28 protein-coding genes are annotated in these 24,384 nt (G+C 69.5%); 14 read left to right on the top strand and 14 right to left on the bottom strand.

The features are described from left to right. Positions 1–5: 5 nt before the first annotated feature. Positions 6–374 carry an Hsp20/alpha crystallin family protein gene (locus HVO_RS15785; RefSeq protein WP_004042196.1) on the bottom strand — a complete coding sequence of 123 codons (369 nt, stop codon included), beginning with the start codon at positions 372–374 and terminating at the stop codon, positions 6–8. 141 nt (positions 375–515) lie between these two features. Between HVO_RS15785 and HVO_RS15790 the strand changes: the two genes are divergently transcribed. The 3 genes from HVO_RS15790 (at position 516) to HVO_RS15800 (ending at position 4,484) form a co-directional block, all read left to right on the top strand. Continuing rightward, positions 516–1,736, top strand: coding sequence for a molybdopterin molybdotransferase MoeA (locus tag HVO_RS15790; RefSeq protein ID WP_004042197.1), 1,221 nt, complete (start codon positions 516–518; stop codon positions 1,734–1,736). After that, positions 1,733–3,637 carry a molybdopterin biosynthesis protein gene (locus tag HVO_RS15795; protein WP_013035522.1) on the top strand — a complete coding sequence of 635 codons (1,905 nt, stop codon included), beginning with the start codon at positions 1,733–1,735 and terminating at the stop codon, positions 3,635–3,637. Before HVO_RS15790 ends, HVO_RS15795 begins: the two co-directional genes overlap by 4 nt. A gap of 100 nt (positions 3,638–3,737) precedes the next feature. After that, positions 3,738–4,484, top strand: a complete 747-nt coding sequence (locus HVO_RS15800; protein WP_004042199.1) for a response regulator — start codon at positions 3,738–3,740, stop codon at positions 4,482–4,484. Between the two features lie 71 nt (positions 4,485–4,555). On the opposite strand, the gene HVO_RS15805 is transcribed toward HVO_RS15800, so the two are convergent. The 8 genes from HVO_RS15805 to HVO_RS15840 all read right to left on the bottom strand — a co-directional run bounded on the left by HVO_RS15805 (position 4,556) and on the right by HVO_RS15840 (position 10,250). Then, positions 4,556–5,224 (bottom strand): HAD family hydrolase, encoded by a 669-nt coding sequence (locus tag HVO_RS15805; protein WP_004042200.1) that lies wholly within the window; start codon positions 5,222–5,224, stop codon positions 4,556–4,558. A 46-nt stretch (positions 5,225–5,270) separates the two neighbouring features. Beyond that, on the bottom strand, positions 5,271–5,666 hold the full coding sequence (lwrS, locus tag HVO_RS15810; protein ID WP_004042201.1) for an LWR-salt protein: 396 nt from the start codon (positions 5,664–5,666) through the stop codon (positions 5,271–5,273). Beyond that, a complete protein-coding gene (locus HVO_RS15815; RefSeq protein WP_004042202.1) occupies positions 5,663–5,938 on the bottom strand; it encodes a 4a-hydroxytetrahydrobiopterin dehydratase in 276 nt (91 codons plus the stop codon). The genes lwrS and HVO_RS15815 overlap by 4 nt, the downstream gene beginning before the upstream one ends. A gap of 45 nt (positions 5,939–5,983) precedes the next feature. Continuing rightward, positions 5,984–6,517: a hypothetical protein gene (locus HVO_RS15820; protein ID WP_218623799.1), complete on the bottom strand. Its 534-nt coding sequence runs from the start codon at positions 6,515–6,517 to the stop codon at positions 5,984–5,986. Positions 6,518–6,578: 61 nt separating this feature from the next. Continuing rightward, complete coding sequence (hemA, locus tag HVO_RS15825) at positions 6,579–7,964, bottom strand: glutamyl-tRNA reductase (RefSeq protein ID WP_004042203.1); 1,386 nt, start codon at positions 7,962–7,964, stop codon at positions 6,579–6,581. Further along, positions 7,961–8,608, bottom strand: a complete 648-nt coding sequence (locus HVO_RS15830) for a precorrin-2 dehydrogenase/sirohydrochlorin ferrochelatase family protein (RefSeq protein ID WP_004042204.1) — start codon at positions 8,606–8,608, stop codon at positions 7,961–7,963. The genes hemA and HVO_RS15830 overlap by 4 nt, the downstream gene beginning before the upstream one ends. Before the next feature lies 1 nt (position 8,609). Further along, entirely contained in the window at positions 8,610–9,671 is a 1,062-nt protein-coding gene (gene ahbB / locus HVO_RS15835) for a siroheme decarboxylase subunit beta (protein WP_004042205.1), read from the bottom strand. Positions 9,672–9,851: 180 nt separating this feature from the next. Further along, positions 9,852–10,250 (bottom strand): DUF5778 family protein, encoded by a 399-nt coding sequence (locus HVO_RS15840; protein ID WP_004042206.1) that lies wholly within the window; start codon positions 10,248–10,250, stop codon positions 9,852–9,854. Between the two features lie 108 nt (positions 10,251–10,358). On the opposite strand from HVO_RS15840, the gene uppS reads away from it, so the two are divergent. Further along, positions 10,359–11,288: a polyprenyl diphosphate synthase gene (gene uppS, locus HVO_RS15845; protein WP_004042207.1), complete on the top strand. Its 930-nt coding sequence runs from the start codon at positions 10,359–10,361 to the stop codon at positions 11,286–11,288. Between the two features lie 26 nt (positions 11,289–11,314). On the opposite strand, the gene HVO_RS15850 is transcribed toward uppS, so the two are convergent. The 3 genes from HVO_RS15850 to HVO_RS15860 form a co-directional block, all read right to left on the bottom strand. After that, a complete protein-coding gene (locus tag HVO_RS15850) occupies positions 11,315–12,676 on the bottom strand; it encodes a serpin family protein (RefSeq protein ID WP_004042208.1) in 1,362 nt (453 codons plus the stop codon). A gap of 71 nt (positions 12,677–12,747) precedes the next feature. Next, positions 12,748–13,116 (bottom strand): hypothetical protein, encoded by a 369-nt coding sequence (locus tag HVO_RS15855; RefSeq protein WP_004042209.1) that lies wholly within the window; start codon positions 13,114–13,116, stop codon positions 12,748–12,750. A 140-nt stretch (positions 13,117–13,256) separates the two neighbouring features. Continuing rightward, entirely contained in the window at positions 13,257–13,865 is a 609-nt protein-coding gene (locus tag HVO_RS15860; RefSeq protein ID WP_004042210.1) for an undecaprenyl diphosphate synthase family protein, read from the bottom strand. 148 nt (positions 13,866–14,013) lie between these two features. On the opposite strand from HVO_RS15860, the gene HVO_RS15865 reads away from it, so the two are divergent. Next, entirely contained in the window at positions 14,014–15,327 is a 1,314-nt protein-coding gene (locus tag HVO_RS15865; protein WP_004042211.1) for a DUF92 domain-containing protein, read from the top strand. Further along, the gene (locus tag HVO_RS15870; RefSeq protein ID WP_004042212.1) at positions 15,324–15,779 is read left to right on the top strand and encodes a GNAT family N-acetyltransferase; all 456 of its coding nucleotides are present in this window, start codon (positions 15,324–15,326) and stop codon (positions 15,777–15,779) included. The genes HVO_RS15865 and HVO_RS15870 overlap by 4 nt, the downstream gene beginning before the upstream one ends. A gap of 62 nt (positions 15,780–15,841) precedes the next feature. Here HVO_RS15870 and dnaG read toward each other — a convergent pair whose 3' ends face one another. Both dnaG and HVO_RS15880 read right to left on the bottom strand, forming a co-directional pair. After that, complete coding sequence (dnaG, locus tag HVO_RS15875; protein WP_004042213.1) at positions 15,842–17,260, bottom strand: DNA primase DnaG; 1,419 nt, start codon at positions 17,258–17,260, stop codon at positions 15,842–15,844. A gap of 223 nt (positions 17,261–17,483) precedes the next feature. Then, a complete protein-coding gene (locus tag HVO_RS15880; RefSeq protein ID WP_013035581.1) occupies positions 17,484–18,233 on the bottom strand; it encodes a sugar phosphate isomerase/epimerase family protein in 750 nt (249 codons plus the stop codon). 217 nt (positions 18,234–18,450) lie between these two features. Between HVO_RS15880 and HVO_RS15885 the strand changes: the two genes are divergently transcribed. The 8 genes from HVO_RS15885 (at position 18,451) to HVO_RS15920 (ending at position 24,310) form a co-directional block, all read left to right on the top strand. Next, positions 18,451–18,666 (top strand): DUF3311 domain-containing protein, encoded by a 216-nt coding sequence (locus HVO_RS15885; RefSeq protein WP_004042215.1) that lies wholly within the window; start codon positions 18,451–18,453, stop codon positions 18,664–18,666. After that, positions 18,666–20,165, top strand: a complete 1,500-nt coding sequence (locus tag HVO_RS15890) for a sodium:solute symporter family protein (protein WP_004042216.1) — start codon at positions 18,666–18,668, stop codon at positions 20,163–20,165. Before HVO_RS15885 ends, HVO_RS15890 begins: the two co-directional genes overlap by 1 nt. 69 nt (positions 20,166–20,234) lie before the next feature. Beyond that, complete coding sequence (locus tag HVO_RS15895; protein ID WP_004042217.1) at positions 20,235–20,519, top strand: amphi-Trp domain-containing protein; 285 nt, start codon at positions 20,235–20,237, stop codon at positions 20,517–20,519. 75 nt (positions 20,520–20,594) lie between these two features. Then, positions 20,595–21,113 carry a GNAT family N-acetyltransferase gene (locus tag HVO_RS15900; RefSeq protein ID WP_004042218.1) on the top strand — a complete coding sequence of 173 codons (519 nt, stop codon included), beginning with the start codon at positions 20,595–20,597 and terminating at the stop codon, positions 21,111–21,113. Between the two features lie 116 nt (positions 21,114–21,229). Continuing rightward, positions 21,230–22,027, top strand: a complete 798-nt coding sequence (locus HVO_RS15905) for a YqcI/YcgG family protein (protein ID WP_004042219.1) — start codon at positions 21,230–21,232, stop codon at positions 22,025–22,027. Positions 22,028–22,055: 28 nt separating this feature from the next. Then, on the top strand, positions 22,056–22,622 hold the full coding sequence (locus HVO_RS15910) for a cysteine hydrolase family protein (RefSeq protein ID WP_004042220.1): 567 nt from the start codon (positions 22,056–22,058) through the stop codon (positions 22,620–22,622). Positions 22,623–22,697: 75 nt separating this feature from the next. Next, complete coding sequence (locus tag HVO_RS15915) at positions 22,698–23,081, top strand: hypothetical protein (protein WP_004042221.1); 384 nt, start codon at positions 22,698–22,700, stop codon at positions 23,079–23,081. Between the two features lie 119 nt (positions 23,082–23,200). After that, entirely contained in the window at positions 23,201–24,310 is a 1,110-nt protein-coding gene (locus HVO_RS15920) for a putative sulfate/molybdate transporter (RefSeq protein ID WP_004042222.1), read from the top strand. Positions 24,311–24,384: the final 74 nt, after the last annotated feature.

Genomic DNA, 24,384 nt, shown 5'->3' on the forward strand with positions numbered 1-24,384 from the left:
CCTCGTCAGGCGTCTTCGTCGCCGGTGGTAATGGGGATGGTCCGCTCGGAGGCGGCCTCGCGCTTGGGGAGCCGGATTTCCAGCGTCCCGCGTTCCATCGACGCCTCGGCCTCGTCGGCCACGGCGTCAGGCGGGAGGGGAACTTCGGCGTCGAGGAACAGCGGTCGTTCCTCGCGGACGTAGTCGAACTCGGCGGGAAGCTGTTTGTCGCGTCGCGCTTCGACGACCAATCGGCCTTTCTCGATCCGAAGCTCCGCCGTCTCGGCGGTCACGCCCGGGAGGTCGAGGACCAAGAGGTAGGCCGTCTCGGACTCCAACAGGTCGGCGAACACCGCGTCCGGGAGGTCGGACAGCGCGTCGCGCAGTGCTGACATGAACGCTCATAGGGAGTCGGGGTCGAAAAACCCGGCGGTCTCGCGCGAGCGCGCGAGCACGAAGCCGCCGGTACGGCTCGGGAATCGACCGCCGCCGCGCCCGAGGCCGACGCTTTTTGCCCCCCGAACCGAAGGGTCGGTATGAACCACGACGACCGACGCACGGCCGGGTTCAAGCAACGAACGCGGCTGTCGGACGCCCGCGAGGCGCTTCTCGCGGCGGCGACGCCGCACGACCGAATCGTGCGCCGACCGCTCGCCGAGGCCGACGGCCGGGCGCTCGCGGAGGACGCGGTCGCCCCCGCCGACGTGCCGGGCTACGACCGCGCCGCCATGGACGGTTACGCCGTTCGCGCGTCGGACACCTTCGGCGCGAGCGGTCGCTCACCGAACGTCCTCCGAATCGTCGACGGCCCGGTCGAACCGGGGACCGCCGCCCGCGTCCACACCGGCAGCGACGTGCCCGAGGGGGCCGACGCCGTCGTGATGGTCGAACACACCGAGCGCCTCGGCGACGAACTCGAAGTGTTCGACGCGCTCGCGGAGGGCGAGAACGTCGGGGAGCGCGGCGAAGACGTCCGCGAGGGAACCCCGCTGTTCGAGGCCGGTCACGAGCTTCGCCCGTCGGACATCGGCCTGCTTCGCTCCGTCGGCGTCGAGGAGGTGACGCTGTTCGAGCGCCCCCGCGTCTCCGTCGTCCCGACCGGCGAGGAGCTCGTCGAGTCCGACCCCGGCCCCGGCGAGGTCATCGAAACTAACGGCCTGACCGTCTCCCGGCTGGTCGAACGCTGGGGCGGCGAAGCGAGCTACCGCGACATCGTCGTCGACGACGCCGACCTGCTCCGCGAGGCCGTCGAATCGGACCTCGACCACGACGTTGTCGTCACCACCGGCGGGTCGTCGGTCGGTGAACGCGACCTCATCCCCGAGGTCATCGACGATATCGGTGAGGTGCTGGTCCACGGCGTCGCCCTCAAACCCGGCCACCCCGTCGCGGTCGGCGTGGTCGAGGGCACGCCCGTCGTCATGCTTCCCGGCTACCCGGTCGCCTGCGTCGTCAACGCCTTCCAGTTCCTCCGACCGGTGCTGAAGCACGTCGGCTCACTCCCCGAGCGCCCCCTGCCGACGCAGGAGGCGACGCTCACCAGAAAACTCCCGAGTTCCCCCGGCACGCGGACGTTCGCCCGCGTCAAACTCGACCCGTCGGGCGACGAGTCGACCGCCGAGCCGACCCGGACGAGCGGGTCGGGCATCCTCTCCAGCGTCGCGCTCGCGGACGGCTGGGTCGTCGTCCCCGAGGAGATAGAGGGCTACGACGAGGGCGACACGGTCGCCGTCGAGGGCTGGGAGTGGTCCGCATGAGAAAGCAGTTCCGCGACCTCGCCTCCCCCGAGGACGCCCGCGAGGCCATCGCGTCGCTCGACCTGACGCCCGACGCCGAGACCGTGGCGCTCGACGACGCCCGCGGCCGCGTCCTCGCCGAGCGCATCGACGCCGAACTCGACGTGCCCGGCTTCGACCGCGCGAGCATGGACGGCTACGCGGTCCGCGCCCGCGACACCTTCGGCGCGGACGAGGCCGACCCGGTCGAACTCGACCTCGCCGGAGCGGTCCACGCCGGCAACGAACCGGACGTGGCGGTCGACCCCGGGACCGCCGTCGAAATCTCCACCGGCGCGGTGATGCCGCCGGGCGCGGACGCCGTCGTCATCGTGGAACGAACCGAGGAGCGAGACGGCTCGCTCGTCGTCTACTCGTCGGTCGCCCCCGGCGACAGCGTGATGCCCGCCGGGACCGACACCGCCGCCGGCGCGCGCGCCCTCGGCCCCGGGACGCGCCTGACGCCCCGCGAAATCGGCCTGCTGTCGGCGCTCGGCGTCGACGAGGTTCCGGTCCGCGGGAAGCCCACCGTGGGCATCGTCTCGACCGGCGACGAACTCGTCCGGCCGGGCGACGAACTACGCCCCGAGGCGGGCGAAATCTACGACGTGAACTCCTACACCATCGCCGCGGGGGTCGAGGAGGCCGGCGGCGTGCCGAAGCTCTACCCCCACGCGGGCGACGACTACGAGGAGATGGAGCGCCTGCTTCGGCGGGCGGCCGACGAGTGCGACCTCGTGCTCTCGTCTGGCTCCACGTCCGCGAGCGCGGTCGACGTCATCTACCGTGTGGTCGAAGAGCGCGGCGAACTCCTGCTGCACGGCGTCTCCGTCAAACCCGGCAAACCCATGCTCGTCGGCACGCTCGGGGAGGGGAGCGCCTACATCGGCCTGCCGGGCTACCCGGTGTCGGCCCTCACCATCTTCCGGACGTTCGTCGCGCCGGCGGTCCGCGACGCCGCGGGCCTCCCGGAGCCCCGGACCGCGACGGTCGAGGGGACGATGGCCGCCCGCGAGCGGTACGCCGAGGGCCGGACGCGGCTCATGCCCGTCGGACTCGTCGCCGACGGCGACGGAGAGACGCTCGTCTACCCCGTCGACAAGGGGTCCGGCGCGACGACGAGCCTCGTCGAGGCCGACGGCGTCGTCGAGGTTTCGGCCGACGTGGAGTACCTCGCGGAAGGCGAGTCGGTGACGGTCCACCTGTTCTCGCCCGACGTTCGCGCGCCGGCACTGCTCGGCGTCGGCGAGGACGACCCCGCGCTCTCGCGCGTCCTCGACCGCGTGTCGTCGCCGCGGTATCTCCCGTTCGGCTCCCGCGAGGGCCTGCGACGGCTCCGAGACGGTATCTCGGACGTGGCCGTCGTCGCGGGCGACCGGGGCGACGCCATCGACGACATCGACGCGGTCGAACTCGGCTCGTGGACCCGCGAGTGGGGCCTCGTCGTCCCCGCCGGCAACCCCGACGGCGTGTCCGGCCTCGCGGACCTCGTGGACGACGACCTCCGCTTTATCAACCGGGATTCGAACTCCGGCCTGCGGACCGACCTCGGAAACGCGGTCGCCGCCCTCGCCGACGAGCGCGGGACGACCCGCCACGAACTCGTGGAGTCAATCGAAGGGTTCGACCGCGGGACGAAGGCGTTCGAGAGCCCGGCGCGGGCGGTCGCCGCCGGCCGCGCCGACGCGGGACTCGGCCTCCGCGCGACCGCCGACTCGCTCGGACTCGACTTCGTCTCGCTCGGGACACAGCCGGTCGCCGTCCTCGCGAATCCGGCCCGGATCGAGAAACCCGGCGTCGACTCGCTCCGCGACGCGCTCGCGGCGAGTGACGATGCCTTTGCCGACCTCTCAGGGTTCGAGAGGGGCCAAACACCCCGGTAACCCTTTAGAAAGTCGCCGCGAGCGGTTCAGATAGTCGCGTTCCGCTGAAGTATAAACTAAGTGGAACGTTTTTTATCCACGTGGCGTGTATAACTGGTATATGAACCGCCCGCTGAAGGTCCTACACGTCGACGACGACCCCGAGATGCTCGCCCTCTCGGCCGCCGCGTTCCGCCAACTCGACGCCGTCTCCTTTCTCACCGCCGAGACGGCGACGGAGGCGCTCGACGTCATCGCCGCCGAGTCGGTCGACTGCGTCGTGAGCGACTCGCTCGTCCTCCCCAACGGAGTGCCGCTCGTCAAGGCCGTCCGACAGGAGCACGCGGACATCCCCATCCTCCTGTTCACGGCGAAAGAATGGCCAGAGGTTGCCGATGTCGCCTCGACCGCCGGCGTCACCGAGTACGTCCAGAAGGCCGGCCCCGGCGACCTCGCGACGGTCCTCCAGCGCGTGCGCGGCATCGTCGACGACGACAGCGCCGACTCCGCGCTCGCCGTCGGCGCCTCCGCGGTCACGCAGGCCCTCGAAGACCACGCCGACGCGGCCGCCGAGGCCACGTTCGGCCTCGACGATAACTGGGAACTCGTCGGGCAATGGTTCGGTGACGAGGAACTCGGCATCGTCATCGTGGAAGCCGTCGAGTCTTACGGCGGACTCTCGGCCATCGAGACGCCGCTGTACGAGTACATCGACACCGACGCGCTCGAAGAACTGCTCCGACCCGTCGTCGAGGACGAAGAGCGCCCCGGCGTCGAGGTCCGGTTCCCGTACGAAGACGTTCAGGTCGCCGTCACGAGCACCGGCGACATCTTCGCCCGCCCGACGCCCGAACACACGCTGTCCTGAGCGTCGACTCTTCTCGGCCGCTGTCCCCGCGATTCCCGTGGTCTCTGTCTCTGTGAGCGGAATCGGCCGACCTATCCGGAGCGAACGAGGTCGTCGAAGCTCTCGACGCGGTACTCCCCGAGCACGCAGCGCCCGCGGTGTTCCGGACCGTGGCGCTCGACGTGGATGCCGTCCAAACCGGCGTTCCACGCGGCCCCGATATCGCTTTCGCCGTCGCCGGCGAGCACGCCCGCGGTGCCGCCGTCGGTCAGGAGCCGGTCGTCCAACCCCAGCCCGCCGATAGCCCGCCGCACCGGCGCGGCGTCGGGTTTCCACCCCGTCTCCTCGGTGCAGCAGACGACGGTGTCGAACCAGTCGCGCACGTCGAGATGGTCCAACACGGGGTCGGTCAGGAACTGCTGACAGTGCGTGACGATGCCGACCGGCCGGCCGGCGGCGCGAATCTCCTCGATGAGGCGCTCGGCGTCGTCGTGGAGGTACGTCACTTCGGCTCGCTTTACGGGGTCTTCCTCGCGGTGGAACGCGGGCCAGAACTCGGCGGGGTCGATGCCCCACTCGCGGAGCATCGGGTCGCGCGCGCCGCCGAGTCCGTGCCAGATGGTCTCGGCTTCGCGGTCCGTGAACTGACGACCCAGTCGGTCACCGACGCGGTCGAACACGTCGCGCGTGTACGACCACTCGGCGTCGACGAGGGTTCCGTCGAGGTCGAACAGCCAGAAATCGTAGTCATCGGCGACCATTCGGACAACACAGTACGTCAGGCGTGGATAAATGTCTTGCCCCGCGTCACGAATCGCTCGATTCGACTCGAATCGCGCTCCCGAAGTACTTGTGGAGCACCTCGCGGACCGAGTCGGCGTTGAACGCGTCGAGGTCCGCGGCGACGGCCTCGCGGAAGGCGGCCAGCGACGCCTCGTCGGTCCGGAGTTCGGAGAACGAACACGAGACGACGGGCGCGTCGAGCCACGACGACGCGAGGTCGCGAGCGTGGCGCTCGTCGTTCACCTCGACGCGCCACAGCGCGTCGCGGAACAGCAGCCAGCCCTCCTCGCCGGGCGGCGGCGGCGTGACGCGGACCGTCGTCTCGAACTCCCGCGGGTCGGTCTCGACGCCCGACGCCGCATCGAGTCGAAAGCGAACCCGGAAGACGTAGGTGAGTCCCGCGGTCTCCCCGTCGCTCACAGCTCGTCGTCGAACAGGTCAGCGAGTCGGAGGTCCTTATCCGTGATGCCGCCTTCCTCGTGGCTCGTGAGGCGGACTTCGACCTCCTGGTACCGAATCGTTATCTCGGGGTGGTGGAACTCCTCTTCGGCCACCTCGCCCACGCTGGCGGCGAACGCCACGCCGTCGAGGTAGTCGTCGAACTCGTAGACGCGGACGATTTCGTCGCCGTCGCGTTCCCAATCCGACCCGAGCTGTGCGTCGATTTCGTCGTCCGAGAGCAGCTCTGCCATGCCGAACCCGTCGGGTGGCACCCCGATAAGGATTCTGCCGGATTGTCAGGTGTCGCCCGCGCGGACGACGAACCGCGGCCCCGTCAGGAGCCGTCGTCGCTCGCGGTCGCGGCCGCGGACGACGCGTCCCGTCACCGAGACCTCGTCGCCGCGGGCGACGACCCCCGTCACTTCCTCGCCGCCGAACGCGACGTGCCCGCCCGGCGGGACGCGAACCCGAACCTCGCCGGTCGCGTCGCGGAGGACGAACGGGCGCGTCGCACGGCCGACGACCGGCCGACCGCCGTCCCCTCGTCGGCCGTCGCCGGCGCTCGCCTCGCCCCGCCAGACCTCGACCGCCGGCCCGTCGCCCGCGATGCCCGCGACCGTGCCGACGACGGTCGCCCGAGCGACGCCGTCGAGGTCGTGAACTCGTCGTTCCGGGGTCGCCCCGACGAGGCGGCGACGCGCTCGCGCCCGGAGGCGGTTCACGAGACGCCGGCCGACGGCCGGGAACGCGCTGGCCGCGGCTCCTCGGTGGTCGGCGTCGAAACGGGAGCCACACACGAGGCTCGTCGCTTTCGGTCGGCGTGGTAACATCGTCGCGGAGTGGTCCCGCGTTCGGATAAGAAGGTTCGGTCGTCGGCCGCTTCGGCCGTCGTCAGTCGTCGGAGAGCTGTTCGAGAACGCGCCGCGGGACCTCGCCTTCGAGCGCCTCGCGGTCGAGGTCCTCCGGCGGCTCACCCGAAAACTCGATGGACGGTCCGGACGGCCCGGCCGACTCCGACGCCCCGAGGTCGCCGAAGTCGGGGTTGAACAGTTGCATGGCGGTCTGGATGGTCGTCCAGTCGTCGTCGCCGGCGGCGTCGCGGAGGCTCTTGGTCGGCGCGGCGAGGATTTGGCCGACGAGCGCGTCCGCGAGCGACTCGACCGTCTCGCGTTGCTCGTCGGTGAGGTCGCCCTGCGATTCGAGCTTCGACAGCGCCGTCGACACCTCGCGGCGCTTGACGTGCTCTGCGGCCTCGTACATCGAACTGATGGCCTCGTCGGCGCGCTTGCGCTTGTAGGCGGCGAGCAGGCGGTCGAACTCCTCGTCTATCATCGCCTCGACCTCGCTGGCGGCGCGCTCGCGGCGCTCCGCGGTCCGGTCGGTCACCGTCTCCAAATCGTCGATGTCGTGGACGCGGACGCCGGCGAGGTCGCTGGCGTCGGGGTCGACGTCCCGCGGCTGGGCGATGTCGATGAGCATCGTCTCGCCGGCGTCGTCCAACTGGTTCGGGGTGACGACGTAGTCGGGGCTGCTCGTGGCCGTGATGACGAGGTCGGCGTCGCGGAGGCGACCGCCGAGGTCGCCCAGTCCGACGGCCTTCGAGACGCCCGGCACCTCGCGGGCGAGGTGGCGGGCGTTGGCGACCGTCCGGTTCGCGACGACGAGGTCGCCCACGTCGACCGACGCGAGCGCCTTCGTCGCGAGCGTGCCCATCTCGCCGGCCCCGACGACGAGGGCTTCGACCTCGCCGATGGGTGCGTCGAGTTCGCCCCGCGCGAGCCTGACGGCGGCGCTCCCGAGGGAGACGGCCCCCTCGTTGATGGCCGTCTCGTCGCGGGCGCGCTCGCCGACGTGGACGGCCTTCATGAGCGCGTCTTCGAGCATCGGGCCGATGGCGTCCTGTTCGCGGGCGGCCTCGATGCCGGCTTTGACCTGTCCGAGAATCTGGTCCTCGCCGAGGACGAGCGATTCGAGCCCCGACGCCACGCGCATGAGGTGGCGCAGGGTCTCTTCGTGGTCCATGTGGCGGACGCTCCCGTCTCGGACGTCGGGAGCGAAGTCGTCGAGCGCGCGGCGGCCGTCGGTCGCGTCGTCGGTGACGACGTACGCCTCGGCGCGGTTACACGTCTGAAGCGAAAAGGCCTCTGAGACGCCGTCGCGGGCGAGGAGTCGCTCGACGACCGTCTGAACGTCGTCGCTCGAAGCGGCTTCTATCTCGCGAACGCTGGCCCGGTCGTGGGCGACGCTCACACCGGAGATGACGCCCGAATCTCTCATGAATCACCTCGCTGTGTGTCTCGTATCACGCGCGCTGCCTCTTGGCGGGGGTTTGCGTCGCCGGTACGTAAAGCCTTCCAAACTGACGGGTTTCGCACGACCGCGCGAATCGCATCACGGCGCTCTGTTGGCGACCGGTCGGACGCCTTGAGCTCCGCGCGAAGCTCCGCGGTCAACGCGGCCATCTCGCCTGCCCCCTCCAACTCGGCTTCGACGCGCTCTCGGAGGTGCTTCGAGAGGGCGGGGCTCGCGCCGCCGGTCGTGATGGCGACCGAGACGTCGCCGTCCTCGACGGTCGCCGGGACGACCACGCTCCCCGCGTCGCGCTCGCCGCTCCGGTCGGCTCGGTTGACCAGCGCGCCGGCGTCTCGGGCCGCCGCGACGACGGCGTCGTTCACCGCGTCGTCGTCGGTCGCCGCGACGACGAGCGCCGGGGCGAACCGTTCGACCCAGTCGGGAACCTCGTCGGGCGCGGGGGCCGCCCGAACGCGCTCCGCGTCGCCGAAGTCGCGGTCGGCGAACTCGGGACTGACGACGACGGTCCGCGCCTCGCGGGCGAACCGGTGGGCCTTCCGCGCGCCGACGGGGCCCCCGCCGAAGACGACGACCGTCTCGTCGGAGAGGTCGTGGACAAGCGGAATCATCTCACTCCGTGTTCGCCTCGGCTCGTTCGTCCAGCCTGATTCCCGTCTTCTTCAGGATGCGCGTCGAGAACAGGGTGTCCCAGTCGTCGTCGCCCACGTCCCAGTAGTCGCTCATGACCTCGCGCACCTGCTCGATGCGGGCCTCGCTCTCTTCTTCGGAGCGGCCGTGGGTCATCGCGAAGAAGTTGTACGGCCAGACGCCCTCGTGTCGCGGCCGGCGGTAACAGTGGGTGACGAAGTCCAGCGAGGCGATTTCGGGGCCGACCTCCGCAACGAGGTCGTCGGGGACGTTCCAGACGGTCATCCCGTTTTCCGAGTAGCCGAGCGCGTAGTGGTTCGGAATGACGCCGACGCGGCGGACCTTCCCCTCAAGATTGAACCGCTTGACCGTCTCGACCACCCACGCCGGCTCCTGTCCGATTGCCTCTGCCACGTCGGCGTAGGGCGTCTCGGTAATCGGCAGGCCGCCCTGAATCTCCATGACGAGGTCGCGCTCGTCGGGCGTCAGGGTGCGCGCGTCCGTCGGCTCCACGTCGGGGCCGAGGTGCGAGAGGTCGAGGTCGCCGTCCGAGATGGGTCCGTCGAGGAGGAACTTCGCGCCGACGTGGAACTCGTGGCGCTTGGGCATGTTGTACGTCGCTTGGCCCGTCTCGTCCTCGATGTCACCGAGCACCTCCTCGACCCGCGACTCGTCGGCGACCGAGACGACGAACCACATGTTCAGGTGGGGATGCTCGCGCTCGTAGTTGTGCGCGACCTCGCGGTGGTCGTTCACCTGCTCGGCCACCTCGTCGAATCGCTCGGGCGGCGCGTGCATGGCGACGAGCGTCGCCGTGCCGCCGATTTCCTCGGCGTTGACGAGCGCGCCGAACCGCGAGAGAACGCCCTCCTCGTCGAGCGTCCGCACCCGCTCGCAGAGGTCGGCCGCCGACACGTCCACCCCGCGCTCGCGGAGCGCGGCCGCCGCTGGCTCGAAGGGACGTTCGACGACGGGGAAGCCGCCCTGGAAGGCGTTGACGATGGCGCGGTCGAGACGAGAGAGGTCCGCGTCCGCCTGTATCATGGGCGTCACTCGGGATGCGAGGCGGATAAACGCCTCGCTTGTTCTCACCGCGGCGAACAGACCCGAACGCCCGGCGAGCCGTCCGTGAACGCTCGACGCGGGCGGCGCGAGCGCCCGGCCCGTGGGGTAAAAAAGGATGTTCGAGCGTCGAGGGGTCGCGGCCCGCCTCAGGGGGCCGACTTAGGGAACCGGCGTGACGCGGTCGACGCCGTCGAGCGCTTCGAGGCCCTCGACGATGGCGTCCTGATCGGCGATGGCCTCGTAGTAGAACACGAGGTCGAACGTGCCGTCGCGGACGAGCTGTTGGCACTCCCAGACGAACTCGTCGTCCTCAACCGAGAGGCCCTGGAACTGGTTCGACGAGAAGTCGGTGTCGTCGTTACCGGCGTGAATCCACGCGTCGCCCTTCCCCGCGTGCTCCGCGATGACATCGTTGATTTCGACGGTCAGCTCCTGCATCTCCAGGTCCTCGCGACTGGTGAGGTCGGTGTGGACGATGGCCCCGACGAGTTCGATATCGCCGGGTTCGAGCAGCGCGAGGGTCCGCTGGTAGAGGTCCTCGTCGATGGTCTCGCTCATGTCCGAGTCTTCTCGGGGAGGTACAAACGGGTGGCGATTCGTCGCCCGCCGCACCGTGCGACGGTGTAACCCACAAGACACATTGCCCCGGGAGACGACCGGCGGTATATGTTCGGGTGGGTCCGACGCGGCTTTCGACGCGCCTACGAGCGGGTGCTCGACCGGGAGATAGACGACGGACCGACCCACGTCGCCATCATTCAGGACGGCAACCGCCGGTACGCCCGGAAGAACGGCGACGACGCCCCCGACGGCCACAAGGCCGGCGCGCAGACGACCGAGGACGTGTTGACGTGGTGCGAGGAACTCGGCATCGAGGAGCTGACGCTGTACACCTTCTCGACCGAGAACTTCGACCGCCCGGAACACGAGCGCGGACCCCTCTTCGACCTCATCGAGGACAAGCTCTACGAGTTCGCCGACTCCGAGCGCGTCCACGACCGCGAGGTCGCCGTCCGCGCCATCGGCGAGGTCCACCTGCTCCCCGACCGCGTCCGCGACGCCGTCGAGTACGCGGAGTCCCGGACCGCCGACTACGACGGCTTCACCCTCAACATCGCCCTCGCGTACGGCGGCCGGGCGGAACTCCTCGGGGCCGCCCGCGACGTCTGCCGGGCGGTCGAGCGCGGCGACCTCTCGCCCGACGAGGTGGACGTGTCGGCCGTCGACCGCCGCCTGTCCAGAAAGCCCGTCCGCGACGTGGACCTCATCATCCGCCCCGGCGGCGACGAGCGCACCTCGAACTTCCTGCCGTGGCACGCCAACGGCAACGAGGCCGCGGTCTACTTCTGTGCGCCCTACTGGCCGGAGTTCTCGAAGGTCGACTTCCTGCGCGGCATCCGCACCTACGAGTCCAGAGAGCAGTCGTGGCAGCGCACCCGGACCGAGCGCGCCGTCACGCTCGTCCGGGCCGTCGCCGAAGTCGAGTTAGAGGACGCCCGCACGGTCGCGGGTCGCCTCCGCGAGCAACTCCCCTCGTCCGGGGCCGACGAGGTGTCCGCCGAGTTGGCGAAGCGGACCGACGAGACGGCCGACTGAGTCGGCCGTCCGAACTGTTTTCGCGGCTATTCGTCGCCCTGCGCAGCCCCGGCGTCGACGACGCGGCCGTAGAACAGTATCGCGTCCGTCGGCCTGTCGCGGATGCAGAACAGGAACGGTCGGTCGAACCGGAGTTCGCCCCAGCTCGGCGGCAGCGACGATTCGACGACGACGCCCGTGGCCGCCGCGGCCTCGGTCCCCTCCTCGTCCACGGAGACGAACGACTTGTGGAACACCTCGTCGATGGCGAGACCTGACCCGTCACCCTCGGTCATGCCGCCGAAGTCGGCATCCGGGCCGAACGCGGCGGGCATCCCGAGATCCGACAGCGCCTCCGAGAGTTGGACCTCGGTCTCGAACTCGAACCGCGGGAGCACGACGTCCCCGATTCGCTCTCGCATCTCCTCGAAGACGCCGAACAGTCGGCTCGCGGTCAGACTTTGTTCGAACGACTCGAACTCGCCTTCGTCCGGGAGCAAAAGCACCATCGACACGTCCCGGCCGACGTACGGGAGTTCGACGGCCTGCGCGCTCGGGAAGTCGGCGTAGTTCGCCTTGAGTTCCTGCCGCATGAGCGGCACCGTCGACTCGGACCCGTCCAGCGCGGTGAACGTCCCGTCCTCGGTGTCCTCGGAGTCGAACGTGTGCGCCCACTGCGCCATGAAGTAGATGGCGTTGGTGAGCACGAGCGCCGTGTCGGGCGTGACGGAGCCAGCCGGAAGCAAGTCCTCGATTCGGCCCTCGGTCTGGTCGGCGACCCACTCGTTGATTCGTTCCCGCTCGCCGTCCGGGTCGCCGGCGAAATCGGCCCGTCGAAGCCCGGCCCCGTAGTTCGATTCGAGGCTGTCGAGGAACGCGTCCGAGAACGCGAACCCCTCGCGCCCCCACAGGGCGTTCGCCACGGCCAATCGGAAGGCGTCGGCTTCGCCGCCGTCGATTGGGGCCCGAGCCGTCTCTCGCTCTTCGAGCGCCGCCCGTAGATCTGCGAACGCCGGGTGAACGTCCTCGCCGAGCGTGTAGCGGAGCGTCGCTTCCATCTGTTCGCGGGTCTTCCCGCGAGCGCCCGCGTAGGTCATCGCCAACGCGACGGAGATGCTGTACGGCGAGAGGAACTGGTTGCCGCCCTGTTCGGACGCGACCTGTTTGTGCAGGTCGAGGGCGAACTCGGCGTTGCCGGCCGCGAGCGCGGCGAGTCGCTCGTTGTCCACGCTCGGTTCGCCGGTCGGTGGTTCATCGTTCGGGGTCTCTGTCGGCGTATCCATCGTCGCAGTTTCGGTGGCCGTCGCCTCGGTTTCGGTCTCGGCGGGCGATTGCCCGTCGCCCGTACAGCCGGCTATCGTCGCGGCGGCGAGCGCCCCCGACAGCGCCAGCATCTCGCGGCGGTTCATGTTGGAGCGTTCAACTGTCTAACAATATGTCTTCTGTACGCACAAACGGCTCTTTGGGAGACGGCGACGGGTCACGCCAGCGGTCGAACCCGCCGTCGGAACGTCCGCCAGCAGAACCACGCCAGTAGCGTGGCGCTCTGGCCGAGCACGATGGCGACGAACTCGGCTTCGTACCGCGGCCCCAACAGTAGCACCGCCCCGCCGTAGGCGACGGTCGGAGCCCACGAGCGCCAGCCCTCGTAACGCGATTCGAGGAACAGCCACGGCGGAACGACAGCGACGCCGACGAGCGCCCACGGCCAGTCCGGCTGGGCGGGCTGATTGAGCCAGAGAACGAGCGGCACTGTGAGCGCGAACATGACGTGTCCGTCTTCGAGCCACTCGCTGGCCGGCGGTGGCGGCGGGAGAAGGTCCGTTCTGTCGGTCGAGGTGGAGGGCATTAGGGACGTGTTGCTATTCAATCAACATCTGTGTGCGGTCGAGGAGGACGCGTCGGCAACGCCGCCACGCGATTCGCCCTAGCGGCCGAACTTCTGTCGCACTCTTCGAGCGCGACAGCGGTTGGCCGATTCGCTGACGCTCATCGGCCAAACCTCCTCTGACGGTCCTGATAGTCCCGCAACGCCCGCAGGTAGTCCCGCTTCCTGAAGTCTCGCCAGTTCACGTCGGTGAAGTAGAGTTCGGCGTAGACGGACTGCCAAATCATGAAGTCCGACAGGCGCTCCGCGCCCGTCTTGACCACGAAGTCGGGTTCGTCGGGGAACACGAGTCGCTGTTCGATGTCCGCGGCGTCGATGTCGTCGGGCTCGAGCGCGCCCTCGTCGACCTCCCCGGCCAGCGACCGGACGACCGACGCGAACTCGCGTTTCCCGCCGAGGCCGATACTGACCTGTACGGGGGCGTCGGCGCGCTCGGTGTCGCCCGGCTCGCGAAGCTCGACTCGGTGCGGAACGTCGAGGTCGCGGAGTTCGCGGGCGAGCGTCGGGACGACCGCCTCGTCGAGGACGCTCACGGAGATGGTGACGCGGTCGCTCCCGAACTCGAACGCCCAGCCGACGAACGCTTCGAGCGTCTCGTAGGCGCCCTGTTCCAGCAGGTCGCGCTCGGTGATGACGAGCGCGACGTGCTCGGGGGCGTCGGCGTCGTCGAGGCGGAACCGGAGGGCGAGATAGGAGTCGTACAGTCCCACGGGAATCGTTCTCGCGGCGATTCTCCTAACGCTTCGGGTTCGGCGTCGGCCCGAGATTCCGCCCCTCGACACCGGTCCGCAGACCCGCGGTTGTGCGGTCGTCGGTGATGTCGGGAGGGTTAAGTGCGCGTCGGGGATACCGAATGGTGTGACTTCCACGGTACGGCGAGCGGGCGGGTTCGCGGTCGTCGGGACGTTGGCCCTCGCGGCCCCCAGTCTCGGCGCGGCCGCGTTCGCGCCCTTCGCCGCAGTCGCGCTCTTGGCGGCGTTCGTCGTCGACGACGGCCCGCTGTTCGAGTTGTTCGCGCGCCCCGGCGACCGGCAGGACGGCCGGCTCAACGGACTCGCCGGGTTCGCGCTGGCCGCGACCGGCCTCGCCCTCTTGGCGACGGTCCCGCGCGTCACGATGCCGCTTTCGGTGTTCGCCGCCGCGGTGTTGATACTCGCCTACGGCAACCTCGGCGCGCGACTGGTGGATTCGAGAACGTCCGACGAGTCGCTTCGCGCGGCGGGCTTCGTCGCGGCCGCGGTCCTCGCAGGGACCGCGGGACAGGCGGCAATCGCGTCGCTGACGGGCGAGGCGATGCTGCTCGCCCGATTCACCCTCCTCGCGGCCGTCGGCGGTCTCGTCGGCGCGGTGCTCCGGACGGCCCTCTACGAGCGCGACGACCCGCTCGTCATGCTCTCTATCGGCCTCGTCCTGTGGGGCGTCGAGGTGCTCGCGGGGCCGGTGTCGCCGACGCAGACCGGCGTCGCGCTCGCCCTCACGGTCGCGCTCGGCTACGCCGCCTACGCCCTCGGCACGGCCTCAGTCGCCGGCATGATTACCGGCGTCCTCCTGCTCCTCTTTGCGGTCGTCTTCGGCGACTTCGGCTGGGCGCTCGTGCTCGTCTCCTTCTTCGGCGTCGGTGCGCTCGCCACCAAGTTCCGGTACGACAGCAAGGCCGAACGCGGCGTCGCCGAGGACAACGACGGCGCTCGCGGCACCGGCAACGTCCTCGGCAACTCGGGCGTCTCGCTCGTCGCCGTCGTCGGCTACGCCGCGGCGCAAACGCTCGGCTACCCGTTCGTCAGCGACCTACTCGTCCTCGCATTCGCCGGGTCGGCCGCCGCCGCGATGAGTGACACGCTCTCCAGCGAAATCGGCGGGCTGTTCGACCAGCCGCGGCTCATCACCTCGCTCAAGCCCGTCCCGGCGGGGACCGACGGCGCGGTGACGTGGCAGGGCGAGGTCGCCGGCGCGGTGGGCGCTGCCTTCGTGGCCGGCGTGAGCGTGCTGGTGCTCCCCATCCCGGCTCAGACGGCCGCCATCGCGATTCTCGCCGGCGGCCTCGTCGGCATGACCGTCGATAGCCTCCTCGGCGCGACGGTCGAAGGGGCCGGCCTCGGCAATCAGGCGGTCAACTTCCTCGCCACGTTCGCCGGCGCGCTGGGCGCGGTCATCGTCTGGATTCCGCTGTGACGGGGGGACACGGCCGTGACGGGGGCGACGCCGACGTGGCGGGCGTTCGACCCGCCCGCGACACCGACCTGCCGGCCGTCGAGTCGCTCCAGCGATTCGTCTCTCATCCGTCGCCCGGCCTCTTGGACGCGTGGCCCGCCGTCGGCACGCTGCTCGTCGCCGTCGACGCCGACGACCGGCCGGTCGGCTACCTGCTCGGCGTCGGCGCGCACCTGACCGAACTCGCCGTCTCGCCGGACCATCGACGCGAAGGGCGCGCCACCGCGCTCGTGGAAGCCTTCCGCGACGCGCACCGCTCGGGCGCTGACGCGGCCGACGCGCCGCTCACGTTGTTGGTCCATCCGGAGAACGACGGCGCGCGCGCCTGCTACGAAGCACTCGGGTTCCGGCGGGACGCCCGCGTCCCCGACGCGTTCGACGGCGACGACGGGCTTCGGCTCGTCCTCGACTGATTGCGGCCGGTCGCCTCGGTCGATGTCGCGGTGTGGCTTGTCCCGTCGGGTCTTCAGTCGCTTCAGTCGAGGAGCTGGTCCGCGGTTCTGACGCGGACGCTGACGGGCTTTTTGACGTACTCGCCGGCCGAGCGCGCCACGACGTGCCCGACGCCGCGCTGGGCCGCGATGTCGACGAGTTTCTGACTCGCCTCGCCGTCGACGACGACGATTGCCGGGGCGGGGTCGGCGTACTCGACGGTGTCGTAGACCTTCTCGACCGCGACCTCGTCGTCGATGTCGAGGCCGTCGTTCAGGAGGCGTGCCATGCCGCTCTCGTCGGCGATGACCGCCTGCACGTGGTCGGTGAGCGAGGGTCGCTCGTCGGCGGGGTCGACCGCCTCGGTGACGGCATCGACCTCGGACTCGGTGAACACCTCCGCGTCGGCGGCGTCGCCGTCGGCCGCCGGGTTCTCGCTCACGGCGTCCGCGGGCCGCTCGACCGCGACGGTGCCACCGTTACCGCCCTCGGCGGTGGGGTCGGTGACCGCGTCGGCCGACCCGTTGATGGGGCCGTCTGCGGGTGGAGTCGACGACGCCTCAGTCGTCGGCGACTCCGTGTGAGGGTCCGTCGGAGCCTCCCCCGCCCCCGTCCCGTTGGCGGCGGCGACGGCGGCCCGGAAGTCTCCGTCGCCGTCGTCCGGAAGCGACGAGAGCGCGACCTTGTTCCGGAGGGCGCGGACGACCGACGCGCGGTCGAGGTCCTCGACCGACCGGCCGTCGGGCGCGAACGCGACGTAATCAACGTCGCCGACCTGCGAGAGTTCCCGCAGGATGAGTTCGCCGCCGCGGTCGCCGTCGAGGAACGCCGTGACGGTCCGTTCTTGGGTGAGGCCGGCGACCGCGTCGGGGACGTTCGTTCCCTCGACGGCGACGGCGTTTTTGATGCCGTAGCGGAGGAGGGTGAGCACGTCGGCGCGTCCCTCGACGACGATGATGGCGTCGGAATCGGCGACGCGGGGGCCCGCCGGGAGGCCCTGGTACTCGGTGATATCCTCGACGCGGACGCTCTCTTTGACCGCTTCGAGGATTTCCGTCGAAGACATCACGGTGTCGTCGAACGACTCCGCGAGCAGTTCCTTGGCGCGCTCGACGACCATCCGGCGCTTGGCCTCGCGCACGTCCTCGATGTTCGTGACCTCGATGACGGCCTGGCAGGGACCGACGCGGGTCAGCGTCTCCAGCGAGGCCGCGAGGATGGCCGTCTCGGCCTTGTCGAGGCTGCTGGCGATGGTCATCTGGCCGAACGAGTGGCCGTTTTCCGAGTCTATCTGTACGTCTATCCGACCGACCTTGGAGGACTGTTGGAGGTCGCGGAGGTCGAGTTCGTCGCCGAGGAGGCCCTCGGTCTGCCCGAAGACGGCCCCGACGACGTCGCTCCGTTCGACGACCCCGTCGGCGGAGATGGAAGCGTGAATGAGATATTTTGAAGTGTCGTCCATTGGTGAAGTCACCCCGCTGGGGGTGGTGATGTGATGGTTGTGATGGCGTCATGGGCGGAACCCACGAACGTCATTATATAAGTTGCGCCCGAGGGAAATATCTATCGTGGCCGACGGTTCGAACGTCAGTTAGTCGTTCGTCTCGTCCCCGAAATCCGCTCCGTCGCCGGCGAATCCCCGCGTTCCGTCCGCCGCCAGCGACCGCCGCCGACCGCCCGATTCGTTACGCCTCCTCGTCAGTTCGGTACGCCGCGACGAACTCGCCGGCGTCCCGGCAGAACGCCGCGGGCTCGTCGGGGAAGTCGTGTTCGACGACGGCCCACTCGACGGGGGTGTCGCCGGCGGTCGCGAGACAGCGGTCGATGTCCAGTTCGCCCTCGCCGAGCGGGACGGGTCGCCCGCCGCGTTTCGCGTCGGCGTCGAGTACCACGTCTTTCAGGTGGACGACCGGGGTTCGATCGGCGTAGCGGTCGATGTACGCGACGGGGTCGTAGCCGGCGGCGAGAATCCACGCGAGGTCGAGTTCGAAACCGATTCCCGACTCCTCGGCGAGCCGGTCGAGCGCGGGTTCGCCCTCGACCGTGACGAGTTCGTGGTCGTGGTTGTGGTAGAGCAGTCTGACGCCTCGGTCGTCGCACTTCGCGGTCAGGTCGTCCAGCCGGTGTGCGGTCTCGTCGACCGCGTCGGCGTCGGCGAACGCCTCCGGGGGCAGGAACGGAACGACGAGCGTCTCGACGCCGAGCGCGCCGTAGCGCTCGCAGACGGCGTCGAGGTCGGCTTCGAGGTCCTCGATGGGGACGTGGGCGGCGGGTGCGCCGACCCCGGTGTCGTCGAGGGCCGGGCGGACCGCCGCCGCGTCGTCGACGCCCGCGAACTCCACGCCGTCGAAGCCGGCGTCCGCGGCCCGGCGCACGAGCGCCGCGGTCGACTCGTCGAGGTCTCGAAGCGAGTAGAGCTGGATGCCGAAGTTCATGTGCGTCCGCTCGTCCGCACCGCTGGAAACTGTTTCGGCGCTCGGTCCGTCGCGGCCGACCGACTGACCGACGGGACCGCCACCCGCGACGCGACCGCGACACGGGGAGAACACTGTCGTTCGACACCCGTTGTTGAAGAAAATAGTTCTTCAGTCAGGGGTAACGTAGGTCAATAGAGTAAGATTTACGCATCGTTATCGATTATCGTTCCTACGAATGACGCGAGTGCGCATCGACTACCGCTGGGTTGCCGTCTTCGCAATCCTCGTGACGTTCGCCGTTCCGTGGTTCCTCTGGGGCGACAGCCGGGTCTTCGCCGGTCTGCCGCTGTGGCTCTGGTGGCACATCGGCTGGATGGGGCTGACCGCCGTCGTCTTCCACCTGTTCACCCGGACGGCGTGGGACCGCGGCATCGTCGGGGAGGGTCGCTGATGGTCTCGGCGCTCGGTATCCAACTCGGCGTCGTCGGCGCGTACCTCGTGGTCGCGCTCGCGGTCGGCCTGCTCGCCTACCGCCTGACCAGCCGCGACGCGGAGGACTACTACCTCGCCGGTCGCTCCATCGGGACCGTCGTCCTCCTGTTCACCACGTTTGCGACGCTCCTCTCTGCGTTCACGTTCTTCGGCGGCCCCGACCTCGCCTACCGGGCCGGCCCCGAGTGGATTCTCGTGATGGGCGTCATGGACGGCGTGCTGTTCGCCATCCTCTGGTACGTCGTCGGCTACAAGCAGTGGCTCGTCGGCCGCGCCCACGGCTACGTCACCCTCGGCGAGATGCTCGGCGACCGCTTCGGCTCGACCCGCCTGCGCGCCGTCGTCGCCGGCATCAGCCTGTTTTGGCTGTTCCCGTACGTGATGCTCCAGCAGATGGGCGCGGGCGAGGCCATCGTCGGGCTGACGAACGGGATGGTTCCCTACTGGGCCGGCGCGGCCGGCATCACCGTGTTCATGATTGCCTACGTCGTCATCGCGGGCCTCCGCGGGGTCGCGTGGACCGACACCCTCCAAGGGCTGTTCATGCTCGGCGTCGTCTGGCTTGCGGTCGGCTGGGTCGCCGCCGCGGCCGGCGGCCCCACGGCGCTGTCGAACGCCCTCGCGATCAACAAACCCGAGTTCCTCGCGCTCGGCGGCGGCCTCTACTCGCCGCAGTACATCATCGCGTCGGCCGTCACCATCGCCTTCGGCGTGGCGATGTTCCCGCAGATAAACCAGCGCTTCTTCGTCGCCAAGTCGGGCGCGGTCCTCAAGCGCTCGTTCGCGCTGTGGCCCGTCCTCGTCGTCCTGCTGTTCGTCCCCGCGTTCATCCTCGGTACGTGGGCCGCCGGGCTCGGCGTCGCCGTCCCCGAGGGCGCGAACGTCCTTCCGGTGCTCCTCAACGAGTACACGCCGGTGTGGTTCGCCGCGCTCGTCGTCGCCGGCGCGATGGCCGCGATGATGTCCTCGTCGGACTCGATGCTTCTCTCGGGGTCGTCGTACTTCACCCGCGACCTCTACCGGCCGTTCGTCAACCCCGACGCGAGCGACGCCCGCGAGGCGTGGCTGGCCCGCATCGGCGTCGCCCTGTTCGCCACGCTCACGTTCGTCGCCAGCCTGTTCCGGCCCGGCACGCTCGTCTCCGTCGGCGACACCGCCTTCGGCGGGTTCGCCCAGATGGCCCTACCGGTCATTGTCGCGCTCTACTGGGCGAAGACGACCCGGACGGGGATGTTCGCCGGCATCCTCGGCTCGCAGGCGTTCTACCTCGCGCACGTGTTCGTCCCCGCGGTCGAAGTCGGCTCCGTGACGCTGTTCGGCGCGACCTACCTCACGTGGGACTACGCCCTCTGGGGGATGGCGCTGTCGGCGCTTCTGACCGTCGGCGTCTCCGCGATGACCGCCGCCGCGCCCGAGGAAAACCAGTCCCGGTTCACCGACGGCCTCCGGGCCGACTGACGCCGGGTCGCGCCGGTCCGCTCTGCTCCGCAACGAACCTTATCTGCCTGCGCGAGTAACCTCCACTCCATGCCCGAAGAAGTGCTGTTCGAGTCCGAGAACCGACAGGCCCGCGCCGAAATCGCGTCGTACCTCCGCACCGTCGCAGACAAACTCGACGCGGGCGAGCCGATTACGCTGAAAGCCGGCGACCAGACCGTCACGATGGAGCCGCCCGCATCACCGACGTTCGAGGTGAAAGCCGAGCGCGAGGGCCCCGCCGGCGGCCCCTACGAACTGAGCATCGAGTTCGAACTGGAGTGGGACGAGGGCGCTGACGACGGTGCCGACGCGGGCGGCCTCGAAATCGAGTGAGGCGGCCGACACTCGCCGCCGGCGACCGCCGAATACAGTTACCCTTCTGACATTCCCACGAGTCGTCGGTGACTCATGGGAATTCGACCGCTTCAGGCCGACGAGGTGGACGCGCTGGTTGACGACCTGTGGCTCCCGTTCGCCGAGGAGATGGGTGATATCGACGACTACGACGCGCTGGCCGAGGACGTCGATGCCCGCGCCGAGGCGCTCGACTACCGGGGCGAGCAGGTGGACGCCGAGGGCGTTCAGACGTTCGTCGCCGTCGCGGACGCGGAGTCGGCGGCGGAGTCAGGAGCGCGACCGGACGCCGCCGCGGGGTCGCTCCGCGGCTACGTCACCGTCGCCGCGTCCGAGTCGCCGCCGGTGTTCGCCCGCGGGCCGGTCGCCAAGGTGAAAGACCTCTACGTCGCGCCCGCGGCGCGGGGCGAGGGCGTCGGCACGGAACTCCTCGAACGGGCCCACGAGTGGGGCCGCGACCGCGGGTGCGAACGGGCCGCGCTGAGCGTCCACGCCGACAACGACGCCGCCCGGTCGTGTTACGAGTCGATGGGATACGAGACGCGGTACCTGAAACTCGACTGCCCGCTCTGAGGGCGGAGACGACGGCGGCTTCGCGGATGGCGACAAGGGTCGTCACCCGCGGTTTCGAGGGTCGTGTTCGCCCCCCAAACCCGAACCCTCAAAGCCGCTGAATCCAATTGGCGCGCATGAACGAGTCGGGCCACCAAGTGCTCATGGAGCAGGACGTGCTCCGCCACCGCCTCGACGACGGCGACCTCCCCGACTGGGCGAGAAAACACTACGAGACGTTCCGCGAGACGATGCTCGGCGACCGCGACGGCGCGCCGTTCCCGTGTTACTTCGGCATCGAGTCCGAGCGCAACGGCGACGCCCTCTACACCTTCGTGGATTCGATGACCGACAAGGACGCGCTGTTGGCGCTCCGCGACACCCTCCTCGAATACCTCGACGTGTACCCGGACTACTCCGAGGCGTGCTCGCTCGTCACGTTCTTCAAGCCGCCGGCGGCGGACTTCACCGAGGCCGACTACCACGAACGCCTCTGGCACATCCTCCAGTTCCTCCACGTCAACGACCCGGAGCCGTGGCCCGCGGACATCCCGACCGACCCCGACGACCCGACGTGGGAGTTCTCCTTCGGCGGCGAGCCCATGTTCCCGACCACCCGCGCGCCGTTCTACGACGAGCGCATCAGTCGCTACTGCCCGTGGGGCCTCGAAATCACCTTCCAGCCGCGGGCGCTGTTCGACGGCATCACCGCCGACACCGAGGCCGGCCAGCAGGCCCGCGCGGTCATCCAGAACCGCATCGAGGAGTACGACGGCGTCTGCCCCCACGCCGACCTCGGTGACTGGGGCGTCGAGGGCGACCGCGAGTGGCCGCAGTACATGTTCTCCGCCGACGAGTCGCAAGCGCCCGACGAGTGCCCGATTCGCATCACCCGCGAGCACCCGAAAGTGCCGACGGCCCCGGCGGACGACTGATGGCGGGGTCCGATTCGAAGGGTGAGCGATGACCGCCGCCGACCTCCCCGACGACGCCGTGCTCGTCTGCATCGACATGCAGGTCGGCTTCGACGACCCCGCGTGGGGCGACCGCAACAACCCCGAGATGGAGGCGCGCGTCGCCGACCTGCTCGCGGCGTGGCGCGCGGCCGACCGCCCCGTCGTCCACGTCCGACACGACTCCGCCGAGCCCGACTCGCCGCTCCGAAGTGACGGGGAAGGCTTCGCGTGGAAGCCCGAGGCCGAACCCGTCGACGGCGAACCGGTGTTCACGAAGCGCGTCAACAGCGGCTTCATCGGGACCGACCTCGAAGCGTGGCTCCGCGAGCGCGACCACTCGACGCTCGTCGTCTGCGGCCTCACGACCGACCACTGCGTCTCGACGACGACGCGGATGGCAGAGAACCTCGGCTTCGACGTGTACCTCCCCGCGGATGCGACCGCGACGTTCGACCGAGAAGGCCACGACGGCGAGCGCTTTTCGGCCGACGAGATGCACCGTACCGCGCTGGCGCACCTGAACCGGGAGTTCGCAACCGTCGTCGAGTCGGCCGACCTGTCGGCGACGCGGTGAGTGGTCGTCGCGTTCGCCGCCGGCCGTCCACGAAGCTGTAGTCAGATTTTCATATCCCCGCCGAGACGGTGGCACATGGACCGCCGATTTCTCGCCGTCGTCGGGGTGTTCGACCTGCTCATCGCCGTCGGCCTCGTGCTTCTCGGCGCGCCCGCTCACCCGGTTTCGTTCGCCCGGTTCGCGCTGTTTACCGCCGCCGGCGTGCTGTTGGTCGTCGCCGGCATCCGCGAATCGGTCGCTCTCGGATCGACGACGCTCCGGTGGCACGTCGTCGCGGGCGCGGGCTACGTTTGCTTCGGGCTGGCCGTGCTCGCCAACGGCCTGTCGTCCGTCCTCGACGCCCGCGGCGACCCCTACTTCGGCGGGCTGTCCGCGCTCCTGCTCGCCCCCGTGATGCTGTTCATGGGTATCGATTACCTCCGCGGCGGCGTCCACTTCGACCTCTCGACGTTCGAGTGAGCGTCGGGGTCGACGCCTGCGAGAATCAACGTAACTTATTTCAGTTTCGCTGGCCGATGACGGTTCCGGCTTACGATTACGCAAATACATTTCCCCGTCGGCGCGGAATCCCCATCTCGATGGGCGTTTCCTTCCCGTACGGCGACGAGCTCGCGGTGGACTTCGAGTGGCACGAGTTCACCGGCGCGGTGGGTGATTCGGTTACGGTCCTCCCTATCGTCGTCGCCGTCGCCCGCCTGACGGACCTCTCGCTGGCGGTCGTGCTCGTTTGGTTCGGCGTGTTTCAGGTCGTCTGGGGGCTGTACTACGCGGCCCCGCTGTCGGTCGAACCGATGAAGGCGCTGGCCGCGCTCGTCCTCGCGGAGACGGTCACGGCCGGCGAAGCGCTCCTCGCCGGGTTCGGCCTCGGCGTCGTCCTCCTCGCTATCGGCCGGACGCGCTCGCTCGGCCGCGTGAGTCGCTACATCGGCGCGCCGGTCGTCCGCGGCGTCCAGTTCGGCGTCGCGCTCGTCCTCCTGTCGACGGGTCTCGAACTCGGCGCGGGCGACCTCCCGCTCGCCGGCCTCGCGGTCGCCGTCGCCGCCGTCGCCCTCCTCACCAGACGCTCGAACGTGAGCGCCCTCGCGGTCCTCGCGGTCGGCGGCGCGGTCGCTTTTTCCGACGTGGGCCACCTGTCGCTCGCCGTTCCGCCGGTCCGGGACGCCGGTTTATTCTCGTTCGGGAACCTCTCGTTCGCCGTCGTTGAGGCTGCGGTCGCCCAGTTGGCGATGACCGTCGGCAACGCCGCGCTCGCCACGTCGGTCCTGCTCGCGGACTACTTCGACCGCGACGTTTCGGCCGACGAACTCGCCACCAGCATGGGCGCGATGAACCTTCTCGCGGTCCCTCTCGGCGGCTTTCCGATGTGCCACGGCAGCGGCGGCGTCGCCGGCAAGTACGCCTTCGGCGCGCGGACCGCCGGCGCGAACGTGATTCTCGGCGTCGGCTACGTCGTCGTCGCCCTGTTCGCCGCGGACGTGGTCGCCGCCTACCCGGTCGCCATGCTCGGCGTCATTTTGGCGATTATCGGCCTGCAACTGGCGCGGACGAGTCTGACCAGTCTGTCCCGCGCGGACGGCTACCCCCTCGTGGTCGCCATCGGCGTCGTCGGCGTCGCGGTGAATCTGGGCGTCGCGTTCGTCGGTGGGGTTGCGGCGTGGCTGGTGTGGGAAAGACCATCCAGGACATAGTAAATAAGCTTCATATGGTGTATTCCAACTCCGGCAATAGATGAGATATTATAATAGACTCAGTACTTCACAAA

Source organism: Haloferax volcanii DS2 (assembly GCF_000025685.1).
GTDB lineage: Archaea > Halobacteriota > Halobacteria > Halobacteriales > Haloferacaceae > Haloferax > Haloferax volcanii.